This is a genomic window from Rhodocyclus tenuis, from assembly GCF_014197755.1.
GTDB lineage: Bacteria > Pseudomonadota > Gammaproteobacteria > Burkholderiales > Rhodocyclaceae > Rhodocyclus > Rhodocyclus tenuis.
On the sequence record NZ_JACIGE010000002.1, the window covers coordinates 477,569 to 494,984 of the forward strand.

General features: G+C 66.3%; 18 protein-coding genes. 13 read left to right on the forward strand and 5 right to left on the reverse strand.

Annotation, left to right across the window (positions count from 1 at the left end; genetic code table 11):
* The first annotated feature begins 156 nt into the window (after positions 1–156).
* Positions 157–1,200, forward strand: coding sequence for a glycosyltransferase family 9 protein (locus GGD90_RS04940; RefSeq protein ID WP_153114686.1), 1,044 nt, complete (start codon positions 157–159; stop codon positions 1,198–1,200).
* A 24-nt stretch (positions 1,201–1,224) separates the two neighbouring features.
* Here the strand turns inward: GGD90_RS04940 and polA are convergent, their stop codons facing one another.
* Positions 1,225–4,020, reverse strand: coding sequence for a DNA polymerase I (gene polA, locus GGD90_RS04945; protein ID WP_153114687.1), 2,796 nt, complete (start codon positions 4,018–4,020; stop codon positions 1,225–1,227).
* 56 nt (positions 4,021–4,076) lie between these two features.
* Here polA and GGD90_RS04950 point away from each other — a divergent pair, with 56 nt between their 5' ends.
* The 9 genes from GGD90_RS04950 to GGD90_RS04990 all read left to right on the forward strand — a co-directional run bounded on the left by GGD90_RS04950 (position 4,077) and on the right by GGD90_RS04990 (position 10,269).
* A complete protein-coding gene (locus GGD90_RS04950; protein WP_153114688.1) occupies positions 4,077–4,805 on the forward strand; it encodes an LOG family protein in 729 nt (242 codons plus the stop codon).
* A gap of 59 nt (positions 4,806–4,864) precedes the next feature.
* The gene (locus GGD90_RS04955; protein WP_153114689.1) at positions 4,865–5,218 is read left to right on the forward strand and encodes a DUF2782 domain-containing protein; all 354 of its coding nucleotides are present in this window, start codon (positions 4,865–4,867) and stop codon (positions 5,216–5,218) included.
* A 106-nt stretch (positions 5,219–5,324) separates the two neighbouring features.
* Positions 5,325–6,290 (forward strand): homoserine kinase, encoded by a 966-nt coding sequence (locus GGD90_RS04960; protein WP_153114690.1) that lies wholly within the window; start codon positions 5,325–5,327, stop codon positions 6,288–6,290.
* 24 nt (positions 6,291–6,314) lie between these two features.
* Positions 6,315–7,052, forward strand: a complete 738-nt coding sequence (locus tag GGD90_RS04965) for a BPSS1780 family membrane protein (RefSeq protein ID WP_153114691.1) — start codon at positions 6,315–6,317, stop codon at positions 7,050–7,052.
* A 153-nt stretch (positions 7,053–7,205) separates the two neighbouring features.
* Positions 7,206–7,994 (forward strand): BPSS1780 family membrane protein, encoded by a 789-nt coding sequence (locus GGD90_RS04970; protein ID WP_153114692.1) that lies wholly within the window; start codon positions 7,206–7,208, stop codon positions 7,992–7,994.
* Positions 7,987–8,673 carry a nicotinate-nucleotide adenylyltransferase gene (gene nadD / locus GGD90_RS04975; protein ID WP_153114693.1) on the forward strand — a complete coding sequence of 229 codons (687 nt, stop codon included), beginning with the start codon at positions 7,987–7,989 and terminating at the stop codon, positions 8,671–8,673. Before GGD90_RS04970 ends, nadD begins: the two co-directional genes overlap by 8 nt.
* A gap of 8 nt (positions 8,674–8,681) precedes the next feature.
* Complete coding sequence (rsfS, locus tag GGD90_RS04980) at positions 8,682–9,083, forward strand: ribosome silencing factor (RefSeq protein WP_153114694.1); 402 nt, start codon at positions 8,682–8,684, stop codon at positions 9,081–9,083.
* Complete coding sequence (rlmH, locus tag GGD90_RS04985) at positions 9,080–9,550, forward strand: 23S rRNA (pseudouridine(1915)-N(3))-methyltransferase RlmH (protein WP_153114695.1); 471 nt, start codon at positions 9,080–9,082, stop codon at positions 9,548–9,550. Before rsfS ends, rlmH begins: the two co-directional genes overlap by 4 nt.
* Complete coding sequence (locus tag GGD90_RS04990) at positions 9,550–10,269, forward strand: Maf family protein (RefSeq protein WP_153114696.1); 720 nt, start codon at positions 9,550–9,552, stop codon at positions 10,267–10,269. The genes rlmH and GGD90_RS04990 overlap by 1 nt, the downstream gene beginning before the upstream one ends.
* A 63-nt stretch (positions 10,270–10,332) precedes the next feature.
* Here the strand turns inward: GGD90_RS04990 and trhP are convergent, their stop codons facing one another.
* A complete protein-coding gene (gene trhP, locus GGD90_RS04995; protein WP_153114697.1) occupies positions 10,333–11,688 on the reverse strand; it encodes a prephenate-dependent tRNA uridine(34) hydroxylase TrhP in 1,356 nt (451 codons plus the stop codon).
* 209 nt (positions 11,689–11,897) lie between these two features.
* On the opposite strand from trhP, the gene rng reads away from it, so the two are divergent.
* The gene (rng, locus tag GGD90_RS05000; protein ID WP_153114698.1) at positions 11,898–13,352 is read left to right on the forward strand and encodes a ribonuclease G; all 1,455 of its coding nucleotides are present in this window, start codon (positions 11,898–11,900) and stop codon (positions 13,350–13,352) included.
* Positions 13,353–13,430: 78 nt separating this feature from the next.
* Here rng and GGD90_RS05005 read toward each other — a convergent pair whose 3' ends face one another.
* Positions 13,431–13,865, reverse strand: a complete 435-nt coding sequence (locus GGD90_RS05005) for a MaoC family dehydratase (protein WP_153114699.1) — start codon at positions 13,863–13,865, stop codon at positions 13,431–13,433.
* 67 nt (positions 13,866–13,932) lie between these two features.
* A complete protein-coding gene (locus GGD90_RS05010; RefSeq protein ID WP_153114700.1) occupies positions 13,933–15,393 on the reverse strand; it encodes an NAD-dependent succinate-semialdehyde dehydrogenase in 1,461 nt (486 codons plus the stop codon).
* A gap of 67 nt (positions 15,394–15,460) precedes the next feature.
* Here GGD90_RS05010 and GGD90_RS05015 point away from each other — a divergent pair, with 67 nt between their 5' ends.
* Together GGD90_RS05015 and GGD90_RS05020 are read left to right on the forward strand one after the other, a co-directional pair.
* The gene (locus GGD90_RS05015; RefSeq protein ID WP_228273588.1) at positions 15,461–16,045 is read left to right on the forward strand and encodes a C40 family peptidase; all 585 of its coding nucleotides are present in this window, start codon (positions 15,461–15,463) and stop codon (positions 16,043–16,045) included.
* Positions 16,046–16,281: 236 nt separating this feature from the next.
* Positions 16,282–17,139, forward strand: a complete 858-nt coding sequence (locus GGD90_RS05020; protein ID WP_153114701.1) for an HDOD domain-containing protein — start codon at positions 16,282–16,284, stop codon at positions 17,137–17,139.
* Between the two features lie 91 nt (positions 17,140–17,230).
* On the opposite strand, the gene GGD90_RS05025 is transcribed toward GGD90_RS05020, so the two are convergent.
* Positions 17,231–17,416 (reverse strand): DUF3623 family protein (locus GGD90_RS05025; protein ID WP_184414933.1); only part of this gene is annotated, 186 nt, incomplete at its 5' end.

The window sequence follows — 17,416 nt, forward strand, 5'->3', positions numbered from 1 at the left end:
GGACTTGTGCGCCCCGACCCGGCATATCGACAGTAGAGTATGCCGGGTTCGCGTGCTACCGATAGGCGATAGATACGCAACTTCGCGCCAAGTTGTCGACGTCTTACTCTATGCTGGCGTGCCAATAACAACGCACTTTACCCCACTCACCGAACCATGAAAATTCGCTCCCCGCATCGCATTCTCGTCGTCCGCCGTGACAACATCGGCGACCTCGTCTGTACCACACCCTTCCTGCGAAGCTTGCGGCAAGCACTGCCAGGAGCTCACATCGCCGCCCTTGTAAACTCTTACAACCGCGCCGTACTTGACGGAAACACCGACGTCAACGAAGTGTTTTCTTACGAAAAGCTGAAGCATCAGTCTCGAATCGGCGGCCGGGTATTGGCGCTGTATGCCCGCATGAAACTGATCGCGGACATGCGTGGGCGACGTTTCGACCTTGCCATTCTTGCAAAACCAGGCTTCGACCAGCACGGGTTGCGTATGGCAAGAATGGCTGGTGCACGCCGGATACTTGGCTTTCCCCCTCTTCGCGGCGAAAAGGCGGACGGACTGAGCGATTTCATCACTGGAAATCCGGAAGGCTTGCACGAAGTTGAGGCTGTTGCGCTGGCCGGAAAAATGCTGGGAATCGAACAGTCGCCCGGAAAAATGCGAGTATTCCCAGACGCTGGACTCGTGGAAGACGCCCGCCGACGGCTGGAACAATGCGGTCACGGTGTGCGCTGGTTGGCGCTTCATATCAGTGCGCGGGAAAAAACAAGGCGCTGGCCGCTGGAGAAGTTCGTTGCACTGATACATGCTCTGGCGGATATTCCCGATCTGGGATTTGCGATCTTCTGGTCGCCTGGATCGGCAAACAACCCCATGCACCCGGGCGATGACGAGAAGGCAGCTGCACTACTCCAGCGCTGCTCAGGAAACAAGGTCGTCGCCATGCCAACGCGGCAACTGGAAGAGTTGAACGCGGGAATTGCTGCCTGCGATTATTTCCTCGGCTCAGACGGCGGTGCAATGCACGTGGCGGCAGGCCTTGATCTACCGATCGTTGCCCTGTTCGAGAACTCGGAATTCAAGCGTACGCACTGGTATCCTTGGCAAGTCAGGCACCGCCTGCTCCAGCCGCAGACATTTGCCGTCGAGGATATTGAAGAAGCGCAGGTGGAAGCTGCTATCCGGGAGATCGTCGGGGGATAGTCAGCGCAGCAAGCAACGTGGCTGCTAGTGCGCCTCCCCCCAACTCGCCCCCACCCCGACCTCGACCGCCAGCGGCACCTTCAGCGTCGCCACGCGCGTCATCAGCCCCGGCAGCCTCTCCTGCACTAGCACTAGCTCGTCCGACGGCACTTCCATCACCAGTTCATCATGCACCTGCAGGACGATCCGGGTCCGTAGCGCAGCAGCGTCAATCCAGCCCTGAACCGCGATCATCGCCAGCTTGATCAGATCGGCGGCGGTGCCCTGCATCGGCGCGTTGATCGCCGCGCGTTCGGCGCCCTGGCGGCGACCCTGCTGGCTGGCGCGGATTTCAGGTAGCCACAGGCGGCGGCCGAACACCGTCTCGACGTAGCCGCGCTCGCGCGCCGCCAGGCGCGTCTCTTCCATGTAGCGGGCAACGCCGGGATAGCGCGCGAAATAGCGGTCGATGTAGGACTGCGCGGCGCCGCGGTCGAGGTCGAGCTGACGGGCGAGGCCGAAGGCGCTCATGCCGTAGATCAGGCCGAAGTTGATCACCTTGGCGACGCGCCGTTCGTCGCTGCCGACTTCGAGCGGCGTCACGCCGAAGATTTCGGCGGCGGTGGCGCGATGCACGTCCTCGCCGTGGGCGAAGGCGTCGAGCAGGCGTTCGTCGCCGGAGAGGTGCGCCATGATGCGCAGCTCGATCTGCGAATAGTCGGCCGAGACGATCACGCTGCCCGGCGGTGCGACGAAAGCCGCGCGGATGCGCCGGCCCTCACTGCTGCGCACCGGAATGTTCTGCAGGTTCGGATCGCTCGACGCCAGCCGCCCGGTGACCGCCGCCGACTGCGAAAAGCTGGTGTGCACCCGCCCGCTGGCGGCGTTGATCATGCGCGGCAGCTTGTCGGTATAGGTGCCCTTGAGCTTGGCCAGCTGCCGCGTTTCCAGCAGCAGCTTCGGCAGCGGGTAGTCGAGCGCCAGTTCGGAGAGCACTTCCTCGTCGGTCGACGGCGTGCCGCCCGGCGTCTTCTTCTTCACCGGCAGGCCGAGCTTGGTGAACAGGATTTCCGCGAGCTGCTTTGGCGACGCCAGGTTGAACGGCTGCCCGGCGAGCACGTAAGCCTCCTGCTCCAGTGCCAGCAGGCGCGTGCCGAGTTCGTGGCTCTGCTGCGCCAGCTGGCCGGCGTCGATCAGCACGCCGCTGCGCTCCATGCGGAAGAGGATCTCGCGCACCGGCATCTCGATCTCGCCGTAGATGCGCAACAGGCCGGCGTCGGCGGCGATCTGCGGGTAGAGCACCGCGTGCAGGCGCAGGCACAGGTCGGCGTCCTCGGCGGCGTAAGGCGCCGCCTGCTCGATGGCCACCTGGTCGAAGCCGATCTGCTTGGCGCCCTTGCCGCACAGCGCCTCGTAGGCGATCGTCTCCAGCCCGAGATGGCGCCGCGCCAGCTGGCCGAGGTCGTGCCCGCGCACGCCGTCCTTGCCCGATTCAAGCACGTAGGACTGCAGCAGCGTGTCGTGGGCGATGCCTTTGATCGCGATGCCGTGGTTGGCGAAGACGTGCTGGTCGTACTTGAGGTGCTGACCGATCTTGGCGTGCTGCGCCGATTCCAGCCACGGTTTCAGGCGCGCCAGCACCGCGTCGAGCGGCAGCTGCGGCGGTGCTTCGGTGCCGCTGTGCATCAGCGGCAGGTAGGCCGCCTCGCCAACCGCGACGGCGAAGGAGATGCCGACCAGCCGCGCGGCGAAGGGATCGAGACTGGTCGTCTCGGTGTCGAGCGCAACGAGTTCGCAGGCCTCGATCTTCGCCAGCCAACGCTCGAAAGCGGGCCAGTCGAGGAGCGTATCGTAATGGGCGCGGTGCGCGCCGTCGTTCGCGAGCGGCAGATCGCCGGCCGGGCTCACCGCCGCGCCCGGCTCCGCTGACGACGCAGTCGCCGGTTTTTTCTCCGCCGCGGCCGTGGCATCCGCCGCCGGCACGCCAGCCTCGTCCACTTCGCGCAGCCAGCTGCGCAGCCCGTAGCGCGCGTACAGCGCCGCCAGAGCCTCGCGGTCGGGCGCAGACGGCGTGAGCTCGTCCGGCGCCAGCGGCAGATCGAGATCGCAGCGCACGGTGACGAGCTTGCGCCCGAGCGGCAGGAAAGCGAGCGCCTCGCGCAGATTGTCGCCGACGACGCCCTTGATCCCGTCGGCAGCGGCGATCACTCCGTCGAGCGAACCGTACTGCGTCAGCCACTTCACCGCCGTCTTCGGGCCGCATTTGGCAACGCCCGGCACGTTATCGACGGCGTCGCCAACCAGCGCGAGGTAATCGACGATGCGCTCCGGCGGGACGCCGAACTTGGCGAGCACGCCGGCCTCGTCGAGCGTTTCGCCGCTCATGGTGTTCACCAGACGCACGCGCGGGCCGACGATCTGCGCCAGATCCTTGTCACCGGTCGACACCACGACGTCGATGCCGGCGTCTGCCGCCTGCCGCGCCAGCGTGCCGATGACGTCATCGGCCTCGACGCCCGCCTCCATCAGCAGCGGCCAGCCGGAGGCCCTGATCGCCGCGTGCAGCGGCGCGATCTGCGCCACCAGATCCTCAGGCATCGGCGGCCGCTGCGCCTTGTACTCGGGATACCACTCGTCACGGAAAGTCGGGCCCTTGGCGTCGAAAATGCAGGCCTTGTAGACGACGTCCGCCGCCTTGTGGTCGGCTTCCAGCCGTCGTAGCATGCCGAGCACACCGTAGAGGGCGCCGGTCGGCTCGCCGTCGCGATTGCGCAGGTCGGGCAGGGCGTGGAAGGCACGGTAAAGGTACGACGAACCGTCGACCAGCAGCAGGGTGGGCATCGGGTAGACCGGGAAGTTGAACGACTGGACCAGCGAACGAGAAAGCGCGAAAACGAATGAGCGAAAAGGAAAAAATCCCCCGCCTCGCCGACGCCGATCAGGCTGCGCAGGCGCTGTCGGCACGGGAATCCTGGCGGATTTTCGGCATTATGGCAGAGTTCGTCGAAGGCACTGAGCGGCTGTCCGCGATCCGCCCGGCAGTGTCGATCTTCGGCAGCGCGCGCACGCCGCCGGATTCGCCGTACTACGCGCTGACGGAAAACATCGCGCGCAAGCTCTCCGACGCCGGCTTTTCGGTCATCTCCGGCGGTGGCCCCGGCATCATGGAAGCGGCCAACAAGGGCGCCTTCTTCGGCAAGTCGCCGAGCGTCGGGCTCAACATCCAGCTGCCGCGCGAACAGCACAGCAACCCCTATCAGGACATCTCGCAGAGCTTCCGCCACTTCTTCGCGCGCAAGTTCATGTTCGTCAAGTTCGCCAGCGCCTACGTCGTCATGCCCGGCGGCTTCGGCACGCTCGACGAACTGCTCGAGGCGATGACGCTGATCCAGACCGGCAAGAGCCGCAAGATTCCGATCATCCTGGTACATGAGCCTTTCTGGCGCGGCCTGCTCGACTGGCTGCGCGAGCGGCTGGTCGGTGAAGGCATGATCGACGCCAAGGACCTCGATCTGATCCAGGTGATCGACGACCCCGACGCCGTCGTCGAAGCGATCTTCCGCCACTACCAGACGCGCGGTTTTGCGCCGCTGCCGGTCGAGCGGGAGATGCTCCTCAACCTGTAATACAATCGGCATCACACAGGCACTCGCGGCCTGCTGCGTCATCTTCAAGAGAGTCCGCCATGCGCCGATCGCTGCCCCCGTCCTTCTCCCTGCTCCTGCTGCTGGCCTGCGCCGGCAGCGCCTTTGCCCAGCAGTCGGGCGATCTGCAACCGCTGCCCGCCGTCCCCCCGCCGCCGCCGGAAATGGTTCCCTTTGACGCCGCGCTCGAACCGCAGGTGACGATCAAGAAGCGCGAAGCCGACACCGTCGAGGAGTTCCGCGCAAACGGCAAGCTGTACATGATCAAGGTGACGCCGGCCAACGGCCTGCCGCCGTATTACCTGATCGACAACCGCGGCGACGGCAGCTTCACGCGCACCGATTCGCTCGACCACGGCATCCAGGTGCCGCAGTGGATCATCGGCACCTTCTGAGGCCGCCGCGGGCGGCCGCAGCGCCGGCGCCCTGACTTGCCGGCGCTGCCTCGACTGCCGCCACCGCCGCCCCAGCTCAGCGCAGCCACCCACGCCAGTCGCCAGCATGTCAGTCTTTACCCCGCTCACTCCAGACCAGGTCGGCAGCTGGCTGAAGCGCTATTCGCTTGGCGCGCTCGAGCGGCTTGAAGGCGTTGCCGAGGGACTGCAGAACTCGAACTTCTTCGTCGACACCGTGCACGGTCGCTATGTACTGACGGTGTTCGAGCAGTTCAATCGCGAGGAGCTGCCCTTCTTCGTCAATCTCATGGCACATCTGGCGCGGCATGGCATTCCCTGCCCGACGCCGATTGCCAACCGCGACAACGAATACGTCGGCGAAATCGCCGGCAAACCGGCAATCATCGTCACCCGCCTCGGCGGCCGTTCGCTCACGCAAGCTGGCGTTGCGCATTGCGCCGCCATCGGCACCCTGCTCGGCGATCTGCACGTCGCCGCGCAATCCTGCGGCGTGCGCCAGAAACACCAGCGCGGCGCCGCCTGGCGGCGCGAGACGGCCAAGCAGCTGCTGCCGCTGCTCGCCGCCGACGATGCCGCGCTGCTGCGCGACGAAATCCGCCACGAAGCGCAGCAAGTCAGCGGTGAACTGCCGCGCGGCATCATCCACGCCGACCTGTTCCGCGACAATGTGCTGTTCGACGGCGAACGCGTCAGCGGCCTGCTCGACTTCTATTTCGCCGGCGTTGACGCGCTGCTCTTCGACCTCGCCGTCGCCGCCAACGACTGGTGCCGTGGCGCTGAGGAAGGCGGCGAACTCGACGCAGCGCGTACCGTCGCGCTGCTCAACGCCTACCACGCCGTGCGCCCGCTGAGCGAACGCGAACACCTTGCCTGGCCGGCGATGCTGCGCGCCGCCGCGCTGCGTTTCTGGCTGTCACGACTGCTCGACGCACACCGGCCGCGCACTGGCGAACTTGTCGCCCGGCGCGACCCCGACGAGTACCGCAGGCTGCTGCGTGGGCACATCGCCGCCAACCGCCGGCAGGTATGGATCGACCCGCCGGCTGCCTGAGCCGGGTTCGACGACGCGCCCGCCATGGAAAACTTCCCCCTCCCTGCACTCCCGTTTGCCGGCAGCAGCCGCAGGGCGCCGCCGAGCGCCGCATTCGACTGGTTCCGTCAGGGCTGGGCGATGTTCATGGTCAACGCCGGCGTCTGGGTAGCCATCGCCGTGCTCTTCATCGTTGCCATGTTCGGTCTGTCGATCGTGCCGCTGATCGGCCAGCTTGCTGCCAACCTGTTGCTGCCGGTGTTTTGCGCCGGGCTGATGTTCGCCAGCCGTCGCGCCGCCGCTGGCGAATCGCCAACCGTCGCCGACCTGTTTGCCGGCTTTCGCGTCAACACCGGCCCGCTCGTGTTGCTCGGCGTTCTCTACATGCTCGGCATGCTGGCGATCAGTGCGGTGGTTTTCCTGCTCGCCGGCGGCAGTCTGGCCGGTGCTGTCGCCCTCGGCCGTCCGGCCGGCTTCGGTTTCGCCTTCGGCGGCATGATGCTCGCCATGCTCATCTGGCTGGCGCTGTCGGTGCCGCTGCTCATGGCGATCTGCTTTGCGCCGGCGCTGGTCGCCTTTCACGACATGGCGCCGCTAGCGGCACTGAAAGCGAGTTTCGCTGCCTGTCTGAAGAACGCCGTCGTTTTCCTCGTCTATGGACTGATCACTCTGGTGCTCTGCTTTTTCGCCGCGCTGCCGGCCGGCATCGGCTTCCTCGTCCTGCTGCCGGTGCTCGCCGGATCGCTGTACGCCGCGTACCGCGACATCTTCGTCGGAGCATGAGCGACATGCAGAACATGAGCGAACCGTGCGGCGAGTGCCTGCTTGCCTTACCATGCGGGCTTTTGGCACGGTCGCGCGATTGAACGCCTGCGGCACGGCATCCTTCTTCTACCGGATCATGACACACCGCTTCCGTTCCCTGCCGCTCCCGCCATGCAAGCGCTGACGCTCACCCTGCGCCAAGGTTTCCGCTGGCTGGCCGACGGCTTTGCCATCTTCCGCCGCAGCCCGGCGCTGCTCGTTTTCCTCGTCTTCGCCTACTGGACGCTGATGGCGCTGCTCAACAGCGTTCCGCTGCTCGGGCCGGCGCTGGCGACCATGCTGCTGCCGCTGTTCTCGGTCGGACTGATGAACGCCTGCCGCGATCTCGACCGCGCGCAGAAGGTCAGCCCGCTGAGCCTGTTCTCGGGCTTTCGCCAGCAGTCGCGCACCCTGCTCGTCCTCGGCGCCGGCTACCTCGCGGCGACGGCGACGGTTCTCGCGATCAGCTCGCTCGCCGACGACGGCGTACTGCTGCACTGGATGCTGGCCGGCGAAGCGCCCAGCGAAGACGCGCTCAACAGCGGCGAACTCGCCAACGCCGCGCAGATTGCGCTGGTGCTGATGCTGCCGCTGCTGATGGCCTACTGGTATGCGCCGGCGCTCGTTGCCTGGCAGGGACTGACCGCCGGCAAGGCGCTGTTCTTCAGCTTCGTCGCCTGTCTGCGCAACTGGCGCGCGTTCATCGGCTATGGCGCGGCGACGCTGCTGTTCGGCGCCATCGTTCCCGGCGTCGTCCTCGGCCTGCTCGCCGCCTTTCTGCCGCAGAACCTCGCCAGCATCACGAAAATGCTGTCGCTGCCTTTCCTGCTGATCTTCGCGCCGACGCTGTTCGCCAGCTTCTACGCAAGCTACCGCGATGTCTTCATCGTCCGCGAACGCAGTCCCGACGTGGATGAATAAGGCCGCCACCGGCCCGCTGGGCGGCGCGCCGCTCGGCATCTTCGGCGGCACCTTCGACCCGGTGCATCTGGGTCATCTGCGCCTGGCCGAGGAAGCCTGCGACTGCCTGGCGCTGGCCGGCGTGCGCTGGATTCCCGCCGGCCAGCCGGCACATCGCGAGACGCCCTCGGTCGGCGCCGCCAGCCGGCTGGCGATGGTGCAACTGGCGATTGCCGGCAACGCACGCTTCTCGCTCGACAGCGCCGAAGTGAGCAGTGCGCAGCCGAGCTACACCGTGCCGACGCTCGCGCGTCTGCGCGGCGAGGACGAATGCGGGCGCGAACGGCCGCTGGTGCTGCTGCTCGGCGCTGACGCCTTCGCCGGCCTGCCCGGCTGGCACGAGTGGCAACGCCTGCTGACGCTGGCGCACATCGCCGTCGCGCACCGGCCGGGTTTTCCGATCGACGCGCGCACGCTACCGCCGGCGCTGGCCGAGGTATTCCGCGAGCGTTACCGCACTTCGCCCGAGGCACTCGGCGAATCGCCGGCCGGCAGCATCGTCAGCTTCGCGATGACCGCGCTCGACATTTCGGCAACGCAGATCCGCAAGCTGCTGTCCAACAACGGCAGCGCGCGTTACCTCTTGCCCGACGCCGTTATCGAGCACATCCGCCACGAACACCTTTACCGCAGGAATTGAAACCGCCCATGGATATCAGCACGCTCGAGAAAATCGTCGTCAACGCCCTCGAAGACATCAAGGGCCACGACATCACCGTGCTCGACACGCGCCGGCTGACGCCGCATTTCGAACGCGTCATCGTCGCCACCGGCGAATCGAACCGGCAGGTCAATTCGCTGGCGCGCAATGTTCAGGACGAAGTGCGTAAAGCCGGCGCCAGCGTCCTCTCCAGCGAAGGTGAAGACAACGGCGAGTGGGTGCTGGTCGATCTCGGCGAGATCGTCGTGCACATCATGCAGCCCGCCGTGCGCAGCTTCTACAATCTGGAAGAGCTGTGGGGCGGCGAACTGCCGGCGCGCCTGCTGCGCGCACCGCGTGCGAGAACCGCAGGCAACGGCGACAGCACGGCGGCTAACACCGGCGCATGAAGCTCGGTATCCTCGCCGTCGGCCACAAGCTGCCCGACTGGGTCGCCGCCGGCTGCGACGAATACCAGCGGCGCATGCCGCGCGAACTGCCGCTCGCCATCCACGAAATCCGCCCGGAACCGCGCCACGGCAAGACACGCGAACAACTGCTCGCCGCCGAATCGGTGCGTCTGCGCGCGGCGCTGGGCGCTTTTCCGCGCGTCATCGTCCTCGACGAGCGCGGCGACGACCTGACAACGCTGGCGCTGGCGCAATGTCTGCGCGACTGGATGCAGGACGGCCGCGACACCGCCTTCATCATTGGCGGTGCCGACGGCATCGACGAGTCGATCAAGAGCGCCGCCGAGCGCCGCATCCGTCTTTCCAGCCTGACGCTGCCGCATGCGATGGCGCGACTGGTGCTCTGCGAACAGCTCTATCGCGCGATGAGCGTCGTACGCAACCACCCCTATCACCGCGAGGGCTGATGAACGAGCGCAAAAACCCGCCGACCGCGGCTGGCAGCACGCCATGGACGGACGAACTGAGCGCCGACGCGACACCAGCGGCGCCCGCCGCGACGGCTGCCAGTGAGCAGAAGGCAGCGCGCGTCCACCTCGCCTCGCGCAGTCCGCGCCGGCGCGAGCTACTGGCGCAGGTCGGCATCGCCTTTGACCTGATCGCCTTCCGCAACCCGCCGCGCGAAGACCCGGAGATCGACGAAACACCCTTCCCCGGCGAAGCCGCCGACGCCTACGTCGTGCGCGTCGCCCGTGCCAAGGCGGCACACGGCCAACGCATCGTCGGCTGGCGCAAGCTCACCGCGCAGCCGGTGCTCGCCGCCGACACGACGCTCGAATTCGCCGGCGAGATCATCGGCAAACCCGACGACGCCGAACACGCGCGGCAAATCCTGCACAGCCTCTCCGGCCAGACGCACCGGGTACTGACTGCCGTCGCCGTTGCCGACGCCGGACGCATCGAGTGTGTGCTGTCGGTGAGCGAGGTGCGCTTCGCCCGACTCGACGCCGACACCATCGCACGCTACGTTGCCAGCGGCGAAGCCTTCGACAAGGCCGGCGCCTACGGCATCCAGGGCCGCGCCGGCGCTTTCGCCGCGCATCTCGCCGGCAGCTACACCGGCGTCATGGGCCTGCCGCTGTACGAGACGACGCAACTGCTGCGCAGCTTCGGCCTGAAGGTCTGAGAGCGTTCGTGGCGCCGCTCGGTGCCGGCTGTGGCAGCCGCCGTCGTGGCCGACAAAGCCCCATCAGCGGGCGTCGGGCGCAGCCGGCAGCAGATCGGGCGCGTTTCCCGTCTCTGCCGCGGGCTCGAAGCGCGCCAGCAGCGCCCCGACGGCGTCAGCGGGCAGCGCCACCCAGACACGATGACCATCTCCCGGTGCCACCCGCATGGTGGTGCCGCCACTGTCTTCCATGCGCTCGACGCGGCATTCCCGGTTGCCCGCCGGCTGCACGATTTCGAGGCGGTCGCCGACGGCGAAACGGTTCTTCACCGCCACCTCGGCCAGCCCGCGTGCGGCATCGAAGTTGACGACGTCGCCGCAATAGCGGCTGCTGCCGCCGGCCGAAGCGCCACTGGCATAGTTCTGCGTCGCTGCGGCGTGATGGCGCTGGTAGAAACCATCGGTATAGCCGCGGCTGGCGAGCGCATCGAGTGTCGCGTACAGCGAGGCGTCGAAGGGGCGGCCGGCAGCGGCATCGTCGATGGCGCGGCGATAGCACTGCGTCACCCGCGCCGCGTAGTAGGCCGACTTGGTGCGGCCTTCGATCTTCAGCGAATCGACACCGATGGCGGCGAGGCGCGCGACGTGTTCGATGGCGCGCAAGTCCTTCGAATTGAGAATGTAGGTGCCGTGCTCGTCTTCCTCGATCGGCATCAGCTCGCCGGGGCGTTCGCGCTCCTCGATCAGCCACTCGCCGGCTGCTGGCGCCCCCTGCGGAACATCGAGCGGAAGCGGATCGCCGCTGGCGTCGGCCGTTCCGGCGTGCATCGTGTACTCCCAGCGGCAGGCGTTGGTACAGCTGCCCTGGTTGGCGTCGCGCCGGTTGAAGTAACCGGAGAGCAGGCAGCGGCCCGAATGCGCGATGCACAGCGCGCCGTGGATGAAGACTTCGAGCTCGGTCTCCGGGCAGCGCTGGCGGATTTCGGCAATCTCGTCGAGCGACAGCTCGCGCGAGAGGATCACGCGGGCGATGCCGAGCTTGTGCCAGAAGCGCACCGACGCCCAGTTCATCGTGTTGGCCTGTACCGACAGATGGATCGGCACGTCCGGCCAGGCCTCGCGCGCCAGATCGATGAGTCCGGGGTCGGCCATGATCAGCGCGTCGGGGCCGAGCGCGATCAATGGCGCCAGATCGGTGTGAAAGCTCTTCAGCTTGCCGTTGTGCGGCAGCGCATTGACGACGAGGTAGAAGCGGCGTCCGGCGGCGTGCGCGGCAGCGATGGCGGCGGCAAGACGCGCCGTGTCGCCGAATTCGTTGTTGCGCGCGCGCAGGCTGTAGCGCGGCGGGCCGCCGTAGAGCGCGTCGGCGCCGTAGGCAATGGCGGCCTCGGCCATCGCCAGCGAGCCGGCGGGAGCGAGAAGTTCGGGGACAGTGGGCATCGGTGCTTACGCGGTAAAATGCTCGGAGAGTCGCTGGCGTCAGCCAGCAATGCAGCGACAGACAGGCGAACATTCTACGCGCCGCACCGGCGGCCACGGCGGCAAGTGCAACCCCGGCCGCGCAGCGGCTGTCGTAACACGCGCATCGCCACCGCCACGCACGCTTGCCGTGCGGCACCCCGCAGCCACCTATCCCAAGACCCGAGCCCATGCCCGAAGAGATCCTGATCAATTTCACGCCGCAGGAAACCCGTGTCGCCATCGTCTATCAGGGCGCGGTGCAGGAGTTGCACATCGAACGCAACGCCAGCCGCGGGCTGGTCGGCAATGTCTATCTCGGGCGCATCGTGCGCATCCTGCCCGGTATGCAGTCGGCGTTCATCAACGTCGGCCTCGAACGCACCGCCTTCCTGCACGTCGGCGACATCCGCGAGCCGCGCGCGCCCGGCGAGCCGCCTCGCCCGATCGAACGCATCCTGCACGAGGGACAGAGCATCGTCGTGCAGGTGATCAAGGACCCGATCGGCAGCAAGGGCGCGCGCCTGTCGACGCAGATATCGATCGCCGGCCGCATGCTCGTCTATCTGCCGCAGGAAAAGCACATCGGCATCTCGCAACGCATCGAGGGCGACGCCGAGCGCGAGTCACTGCGCGAGAAGATCACGCGCCTGGTGCCGCCTGAGGAACCCGGCGGTTTCATCGTGCGCACGATGGCCGAGAACGCCACCGAAAGCGAGATGGCCAACGACATCGGTTTCCTGCGTACCGTCTGGCGCGACATCCAGTCATTGTCGAAAACGGCGCCACCGCCGTCACTGCTCTACCAGGAACTGTCGCTGTCGCAGCGCGTGCTGCGCGACTTCGTCAATCCTGAAACCTCGCGCATCGCCATCGACTCGCGCGAGAACTTCCAGAAGCTGTCGAACTTCGCCGCCGAATACACGCCGGCGGTGACGCCGCTGCTCGACCACTACACCGGCGAGCGGCCGCTGTTCGAGCTGTACGGCGTCGAAGAGGAAATCCAGAAAGCGCTGGCGCGCCGCGTCGAGCTCAAGTCGGGCGGCTACCTGATCTTCGACCAGACCGAGGCGATGACGACGATCGACGTCAACACCGGCGGCTTCGTCGGCGTCAGGAGCTTCGACGACACGATTTTCAAGACCAATCTCGAAGCGGCGCAGACGATCGCCCGCCAGCTGCGCCTGCGCAATCTCGGCGGCATCATCATCATCGACTTCATCGACATGGACACCGCCGAACACCGCGAAGCGGTGCTGGCCGAGTTCAACAAGGCGCTGGCGCGCGACCACACGCGGCTGACGGTCAACGGCTTCACCGCGCTCGGCCTCGTCGAAATGACGCGCAAGCGCACGCGCGAGTCGCTGGCGCACGTGCTGTGCGAGGAATGCCCGACCTGTCAGGGCCGCGGCGAGGTGCGCACGGCGCGCACCGTCTGCTACGAAATCCTGCGCGAGCTGCTGCGCGAAGCTCGCCTGTTCAACGCGCGCGAGTTGCGCGTCCTCGCCAGCCCGCCGGTGATCGAGCTGTTCCAGGAAGAAGAGTCACACGCGCTGGCGATGCTCTCCGACTTCATCGGCAAGCCGATCTCGCTCAAGGCGGAGCCGAGCTACCTGCAGGAACAGTACGACATCGTGCTGTTGTGAGCGCCGCTCGCCGGCGGCGAGCGGCGCTGGCAGGCAGCACCCGGCGCCAGACGCGGGGAGCCGCCTGCAGTCAGCTTGTCAGGCAGCAGCGCTGCTGGTGCACAGCATCGTTGCCTCGCCTTCGATGACCACCTTGCCGTCGACTGTGCACACGGTGTCGAGGATGCAGCGGCGCTTGCCGACGATCACTTCCTTCACCGTGACGGTCGCCGTGACCGTATCGCCGGGACGTACCGGCGCCTTGAAGCGTAGCGTCTGGCCGAGATAGATCGTGCCGGGTCCGGGCAGCTTGTTGGCGAGCACGGCGGAAATGAAGCCGGCCGAGAGGATGCCGTGCGCGATGCGGCCGCCGAAGGGCGTCGTCACCGCATAGCTCTCGTCGATATGCACCGGGTTGACGTCGGTCGAGATGCCGGCAAAGAGGACGATGTCGGCCTCGGTGACGGTTTTCGAAACCGATCCGCTCATGCCGGGTTGCAGATCTTCAATGTCGTAACCGTTACGTGGGTTCATGCTTGCTCCTGGGTGTGATGAATGGGGTAAGGCGCTGGACGGCAAGAGCTGATTGCGCCGGCAGGAATCAGCCGGCGTCGATGCACAGGTATTTGATTTCGAGGTACTCATCGAGTCCGTGCCGCGAACCCTCGCGGCCGATGCCGGACTGCTTGATGCCACCGAAGGGCGCGACTTCGTTGGAGATGATGCCGGTGTTGATGCCGACCATTCCCGTTTCGAGCGCCTCGGCAACGCGCAGCGCGCGGTTCAGGTCGCGAGTATAGACATACGCGGCGAGTCCGTACTCGCTATCGTTGGCCAGCGCGACCGCCTCGGCCTCGTCGGCGAAGCGGAAAACCGGAGCAACCGGGCCGAAAATCTCCTCGCGCGCGATGCGCATCGCCGCCGTCATGCCGGTGAGAACGGTCGGCAGATAGAAATTGCCACCTTCCGCGCGACGCTGGCCACCGCTCAGCACACGGGCACCGGCAGCCACGGCATCAGCCACGAGCGCCTCGACCTTGCTCAATGCCGCAGCGTCGATCAAGGGGCCAATCGCGGTATCCGGCGCAGCGCCGTCGCCGAGCTTGAACGCCTGCACGCGTTCGGCAAGGCGCGCGACGAAACGGTCGTGGATTCCCTGCTGCACGTACAGCCGGTTGGCGCAGACACAGGTCTGCCCGGCATTGCGGAACTTGGCGAGCAGGGCACCTTCGACTGCCGCATCAAGGTCGGCATCGTCGAAGACGATGAAAGGCGCGTTGCCACCGAGCTCGAGCGACAGCTTCTTGATGCTAGGCGCGCACTGCGCCATCAGCCGCCGCCCGACCTCGGTCGATCCGGTAAAGGACAGCTTGCGCACGCGCGGGTCGTCACACAGGGTCTGGCCGATCACCGCTGCCGAGGCCGCGCTGCCGGTGACGACATTGATCACGCCGGCGGGGATCCCCGCGCGCTCGGCCAGCACCGCCAGCGCCAGTGCGGTCAGCGGCGTCTGCTCGGCCGGTTTGGCGACGACGACGCAGCCGGCAGCCAGTGCCGGCGCCAACTTGCGCGTGATCATCGCCAGCGGAAAATTCCACGGCGTGATCACCGCGCAGACGCCGACCGGCTGGCGCAGGGTGAGCAGGCGGCGCGCCGGCTGCGGACTCGGAATGGTCTCGCCGTAGGCGCGCTTGCCCTCTTCGGCAAACCACTCGACGAAGGACGCGCCGTAAGCGACCTCGGCGCGCGCCTCAGCCAGCGGCTTGCCGCATTCGGCGGTGATCAGCGCGGCCAGATCGTCCGTCGCCGCAAGAATCAGCGCGTGCCAGCGCTTGAGCAGGGCGCCACGTTCGTGCGCCGTGCGCTGCCGCCATGCCGGCCACGCCAGAGCTGCAGCAGTGATCGCCTGCCGCGTTTCGACCTCGCCGCAGTCGGGCAGCTGCGCGAGCAATTCGTTGTTGGCGGGATTGTGTACGGCGAAGACCTTGTCGCCCTGCGCCGGCAGCCAGTCGCCGCCAATGAGGCAGGCGTTTCGGAGAAGATCGGTATTGCCTGCCTGCATTTTGCCTCCTGCGAAGATTGGCCGGCTTGCGCCTGATACGGGTCGGGCTGGACGACAGGCGCCGGAAATGACGTCGCTCGTCTCGAGCTGGGTCCGGCTACCCGTTGCTTGCTCGCCTTCAGTCTATACTCCGCACATGTTCACGCAGTATTTCACCCGCTTTTCCGCAACGCAGAAGCTCGCCACGACGGCTTGCTGCGCCCTCTTCCTGCTCGCGGCCTGCAGTACTCCGCCGATTGCCGAAACACCGCTTGCGCAGCGGCCGCTTGCCAGCCATGCCGGGCAGGAGGTGGCGATGTTCGCATTAGGACTGATCGACACCGGCTATCGTTTTGGCGGCAAGAACCCCGAGGCAGGTCTCGACTGCAGCGGCATGGTGTCCTACGTTTTCGCGCAGGCCACCGGCCTGCGTCTTGCGGGTAGCGCCGCCGATATCGCCCGCCGCGGCAGGCCGGTAGCACGCGAGCAATTGCAGCCGGGCGATCTGGTGTTCTTCAACACGCGCAACGCGCCTTTTTCTCACGTCGGTGTTTACATCGGCGACCAGCGCTTCGTGCACGCCCCATCCAGCAATGGACGCGTACGCATTGACCGTCTCAGCAGCCGCTACTATGCCGAACGCTTCGAGACGGCGCGCAACTATTTCGAATAGGAGGGGCTGCTCATCCTTCCGAGCAGCCGTAGCACCGGCGCTGCGATTGTTGCGGCATGAATGAAGCGTAAGCTCCGGCACCAGGCATCCGCAGAGTCGCCGTTCCCGGGCGCGGCGAAATCAGGTCCGGCTGTATGCAAACGGTTTTCTGCCCATATGCCTTTATGGATATTGGCGCGCTCGCGCGGCAGTGCTAATGTGCTCCAACACTCCCGCGCAGTTCGCTTTGATACCTGATGAAGATTGCAGACGACACCGACCTCTCTCCCTTGCTGCGCGGTTTCGACCTGCCGCCTTGCCCCGCCATCCTCAGCGAGTTGCAATCGACGCTGAATAGCGATGCTTTTGATACGCGTCGCGTCTCACAGCTGATCAGCCGTGACGTCGCGCTCGCCGCGGCCGTCATTCGCGTCGCCAATTCGCCCGCACTCGGACTGCGGCGGCAAGCCAATTCGATCACCGATGCGCTTTCGATGCTGGGCAGCCGGCAAATCCTCAACCTTGTCGTTGCCGAACTGCTGAAACGCGCGGGAAGCAGCGACCGGGGACCGCGCCTGGAGCGTTTCTGGGAACGCGCCGCGCTCAACGCCGCTACCTGCTCGCGCGTTGCCGAACGGTTTGGAGGGGTCGGGCGCGACCTCGCTTACTGCTACGGCCTGTTTCACGACGCGGGCATTCCCCTGATGCTGCGCCGCTTCCCCGATTACAAGGCGACACTGCAACTCGCCAATGGCAGCGAGCATTCGTTTACCAGCGTCGAGGAATCGCGCCATGGTGTCGACCACGCGGTCATCGGCTACCTGCTGGCGCGTAGCTGGCGCTTGTCCGCTGTGCTCGCTGGCGCGATTCGCTCGCACCACGATTTTCAGGTTCTCGGGGTGGAAAGCGACAGCGGACTCGCCGGTGAAAGCTGCGCACTGATCGCACTTGGTGTCATCAGTGAGCACATCATCAGCCTCTTCCAGCACGCGCAGGATGAGAGCGAATGGCGACTTGGTCAGCCGTGGGTCGCGGCATTTTTCGGCATGAGCGAAGCCGAACTCGACGACTGCGTCGAGGACGAGCTCTACCAGCTGCGCGTCGCTGCCGGCTAGGGACAGGCTCTAGCCTACATCGGCATTGCGCGGCGGCCTGTGTCGGCGCCCCCCTGCCGGCCCGCTCGCTCGTGAACCGGGCATTCCCCGCTTAGCGCTGCACCAGCTTGGCCACATCGGCCACCAGCTCCTTCGGATCATCCGGCAGATCCGATGCGATGACGCGACTGCGGCGTTCGGGATGCAAAGACCAGAGCCAGAGTTTGGCGCCGTTGAGGGGGACGACCATGAACCAGTGTTCGAGGATGGCGAGGACGAGGAGGGTGGAGACGAGGGC

Excerpts from the sequence above, each read along its gene's own strand:
- GGD90_RS04940 (WP_153114686.1), top strand. The coding sequence starts at position 157 with ATGAAAATTCGCTCCCCGCATCGCATTCTCGTCGTCCGCCGTGACAAC.
- polA (WP_153114687.1), bottom strand. The coding sequence starts at position 4,020 with ATGCCCACCCTGCTGCTGGTCGACGGTTCGTCGTACCTTTACCGTGCC.
- GGD90_RS04950 (WP_153114688.1), top strand. The coding sequence starts at position 4,077 with ATGAGCGAAAAGGAAAAAATCCCCCGCCTCGCCGACGCCGATCAGGCT.
- GGD90_RS04955 (WP_153114689.1), top strand. The coding sequence starts at position 4,865 with ATGCGCCGATCGCTGCCCCCGTCCTTCTCCCTGCTCCTGCTGCTGGCC.
- GGD90_RS04960 (WP_153114690.1), top strand. The coding sequence starts at position 5,325 with ATGTCAGTCTTTACCCCGCTCACTCCAGACCAGGTCGGCAGCTGGCTG.
- GGD90_RS04965 (WP_153114691.1), top strand. The coding sequence starts at position 6,315 with ATGGAAAACTTCCCCCTCCCTGCACTCCCGTTTGCCGGCAGCAGCCGC.
- GGD90_RS04970 (WP_153114692.1), top strand. The coding sequence starts at position 7,206 with ATGCAAGCGCTGACGCTCACCCTGCGCCAAGGTTTCCGCTGGCTGGCC.
- nadD (WP_153114693.1), top strand. The coding sequence starts at position 7,987 with ATGAATAAGGCCGCCACCGGCCCGCTGGGCGGCGCGCCGCTCGGCATC.
- rsfS (WP_153114694.1), top strand. The coding sequence starts at position 8,682 with ATGGATATCAGCACGCTCGAGAAAATCGTCGTCAACGCCCTCGAAGAC.
- rlmH (WP_153114695.1), top strand. The coding sequence starts at position 9,080 with ATGAAGCTCGGTATCCTCGCCGTCGGCCACAAGCTGCCCGACTGGGTC.
- GGD90_RS04990 (WP_153114696.1), top strand. The coding sequence starts at position 9,550 with ATGAACGAGCGCAAAAACCCGCCGACCGCGGCTGGCAGCACGCCATGG.
- trhP (WP_153114697.1), bottom strand. The coding sequence starts at position 11,688 with ATGCCCACTGTCCCCGAACTTCTCGCTCCCGCCGGCTCGCTGGCGATG.
- rng (WP_153114698.1), top strand. The coding sequence starts at position 11,898 with ATGCCCGAAGAGATCCTGATCAATTTCACGCCGCAGGAAACCCGTGTC.
- GGD90_RS05005 (WP_153114699.1), bottom strand. The coding sequence starts at position 13,865 with ATGAACCCACGTAACGGTTACGACATTGAAGATCTGCAACCCGGCATG.
- GGD90_RS05010 (WP_153114700.1), bottom strand. The coding sequence starts at position 15,393 with ATGCAGGCAGGCAATACCGATCTTCTCCGAAACGCCTGCCTCATTGGC.
- GGD90_RS05015 (WP_228273588.1), top strand. The coding sequence starts at position 15,461 with ATGACGTCGCTCGTCTCGAGCTGGGTCCGGCTACCCGTTGCTTGCTCG.
- GGD90_RS05020 (WP_153114701.1), top strand. The coding sequence starts at position 16,282 with ATGAAGATTGCAGACGACACCGACCTCTCTCCCTTGCTGCGCGGTTTC.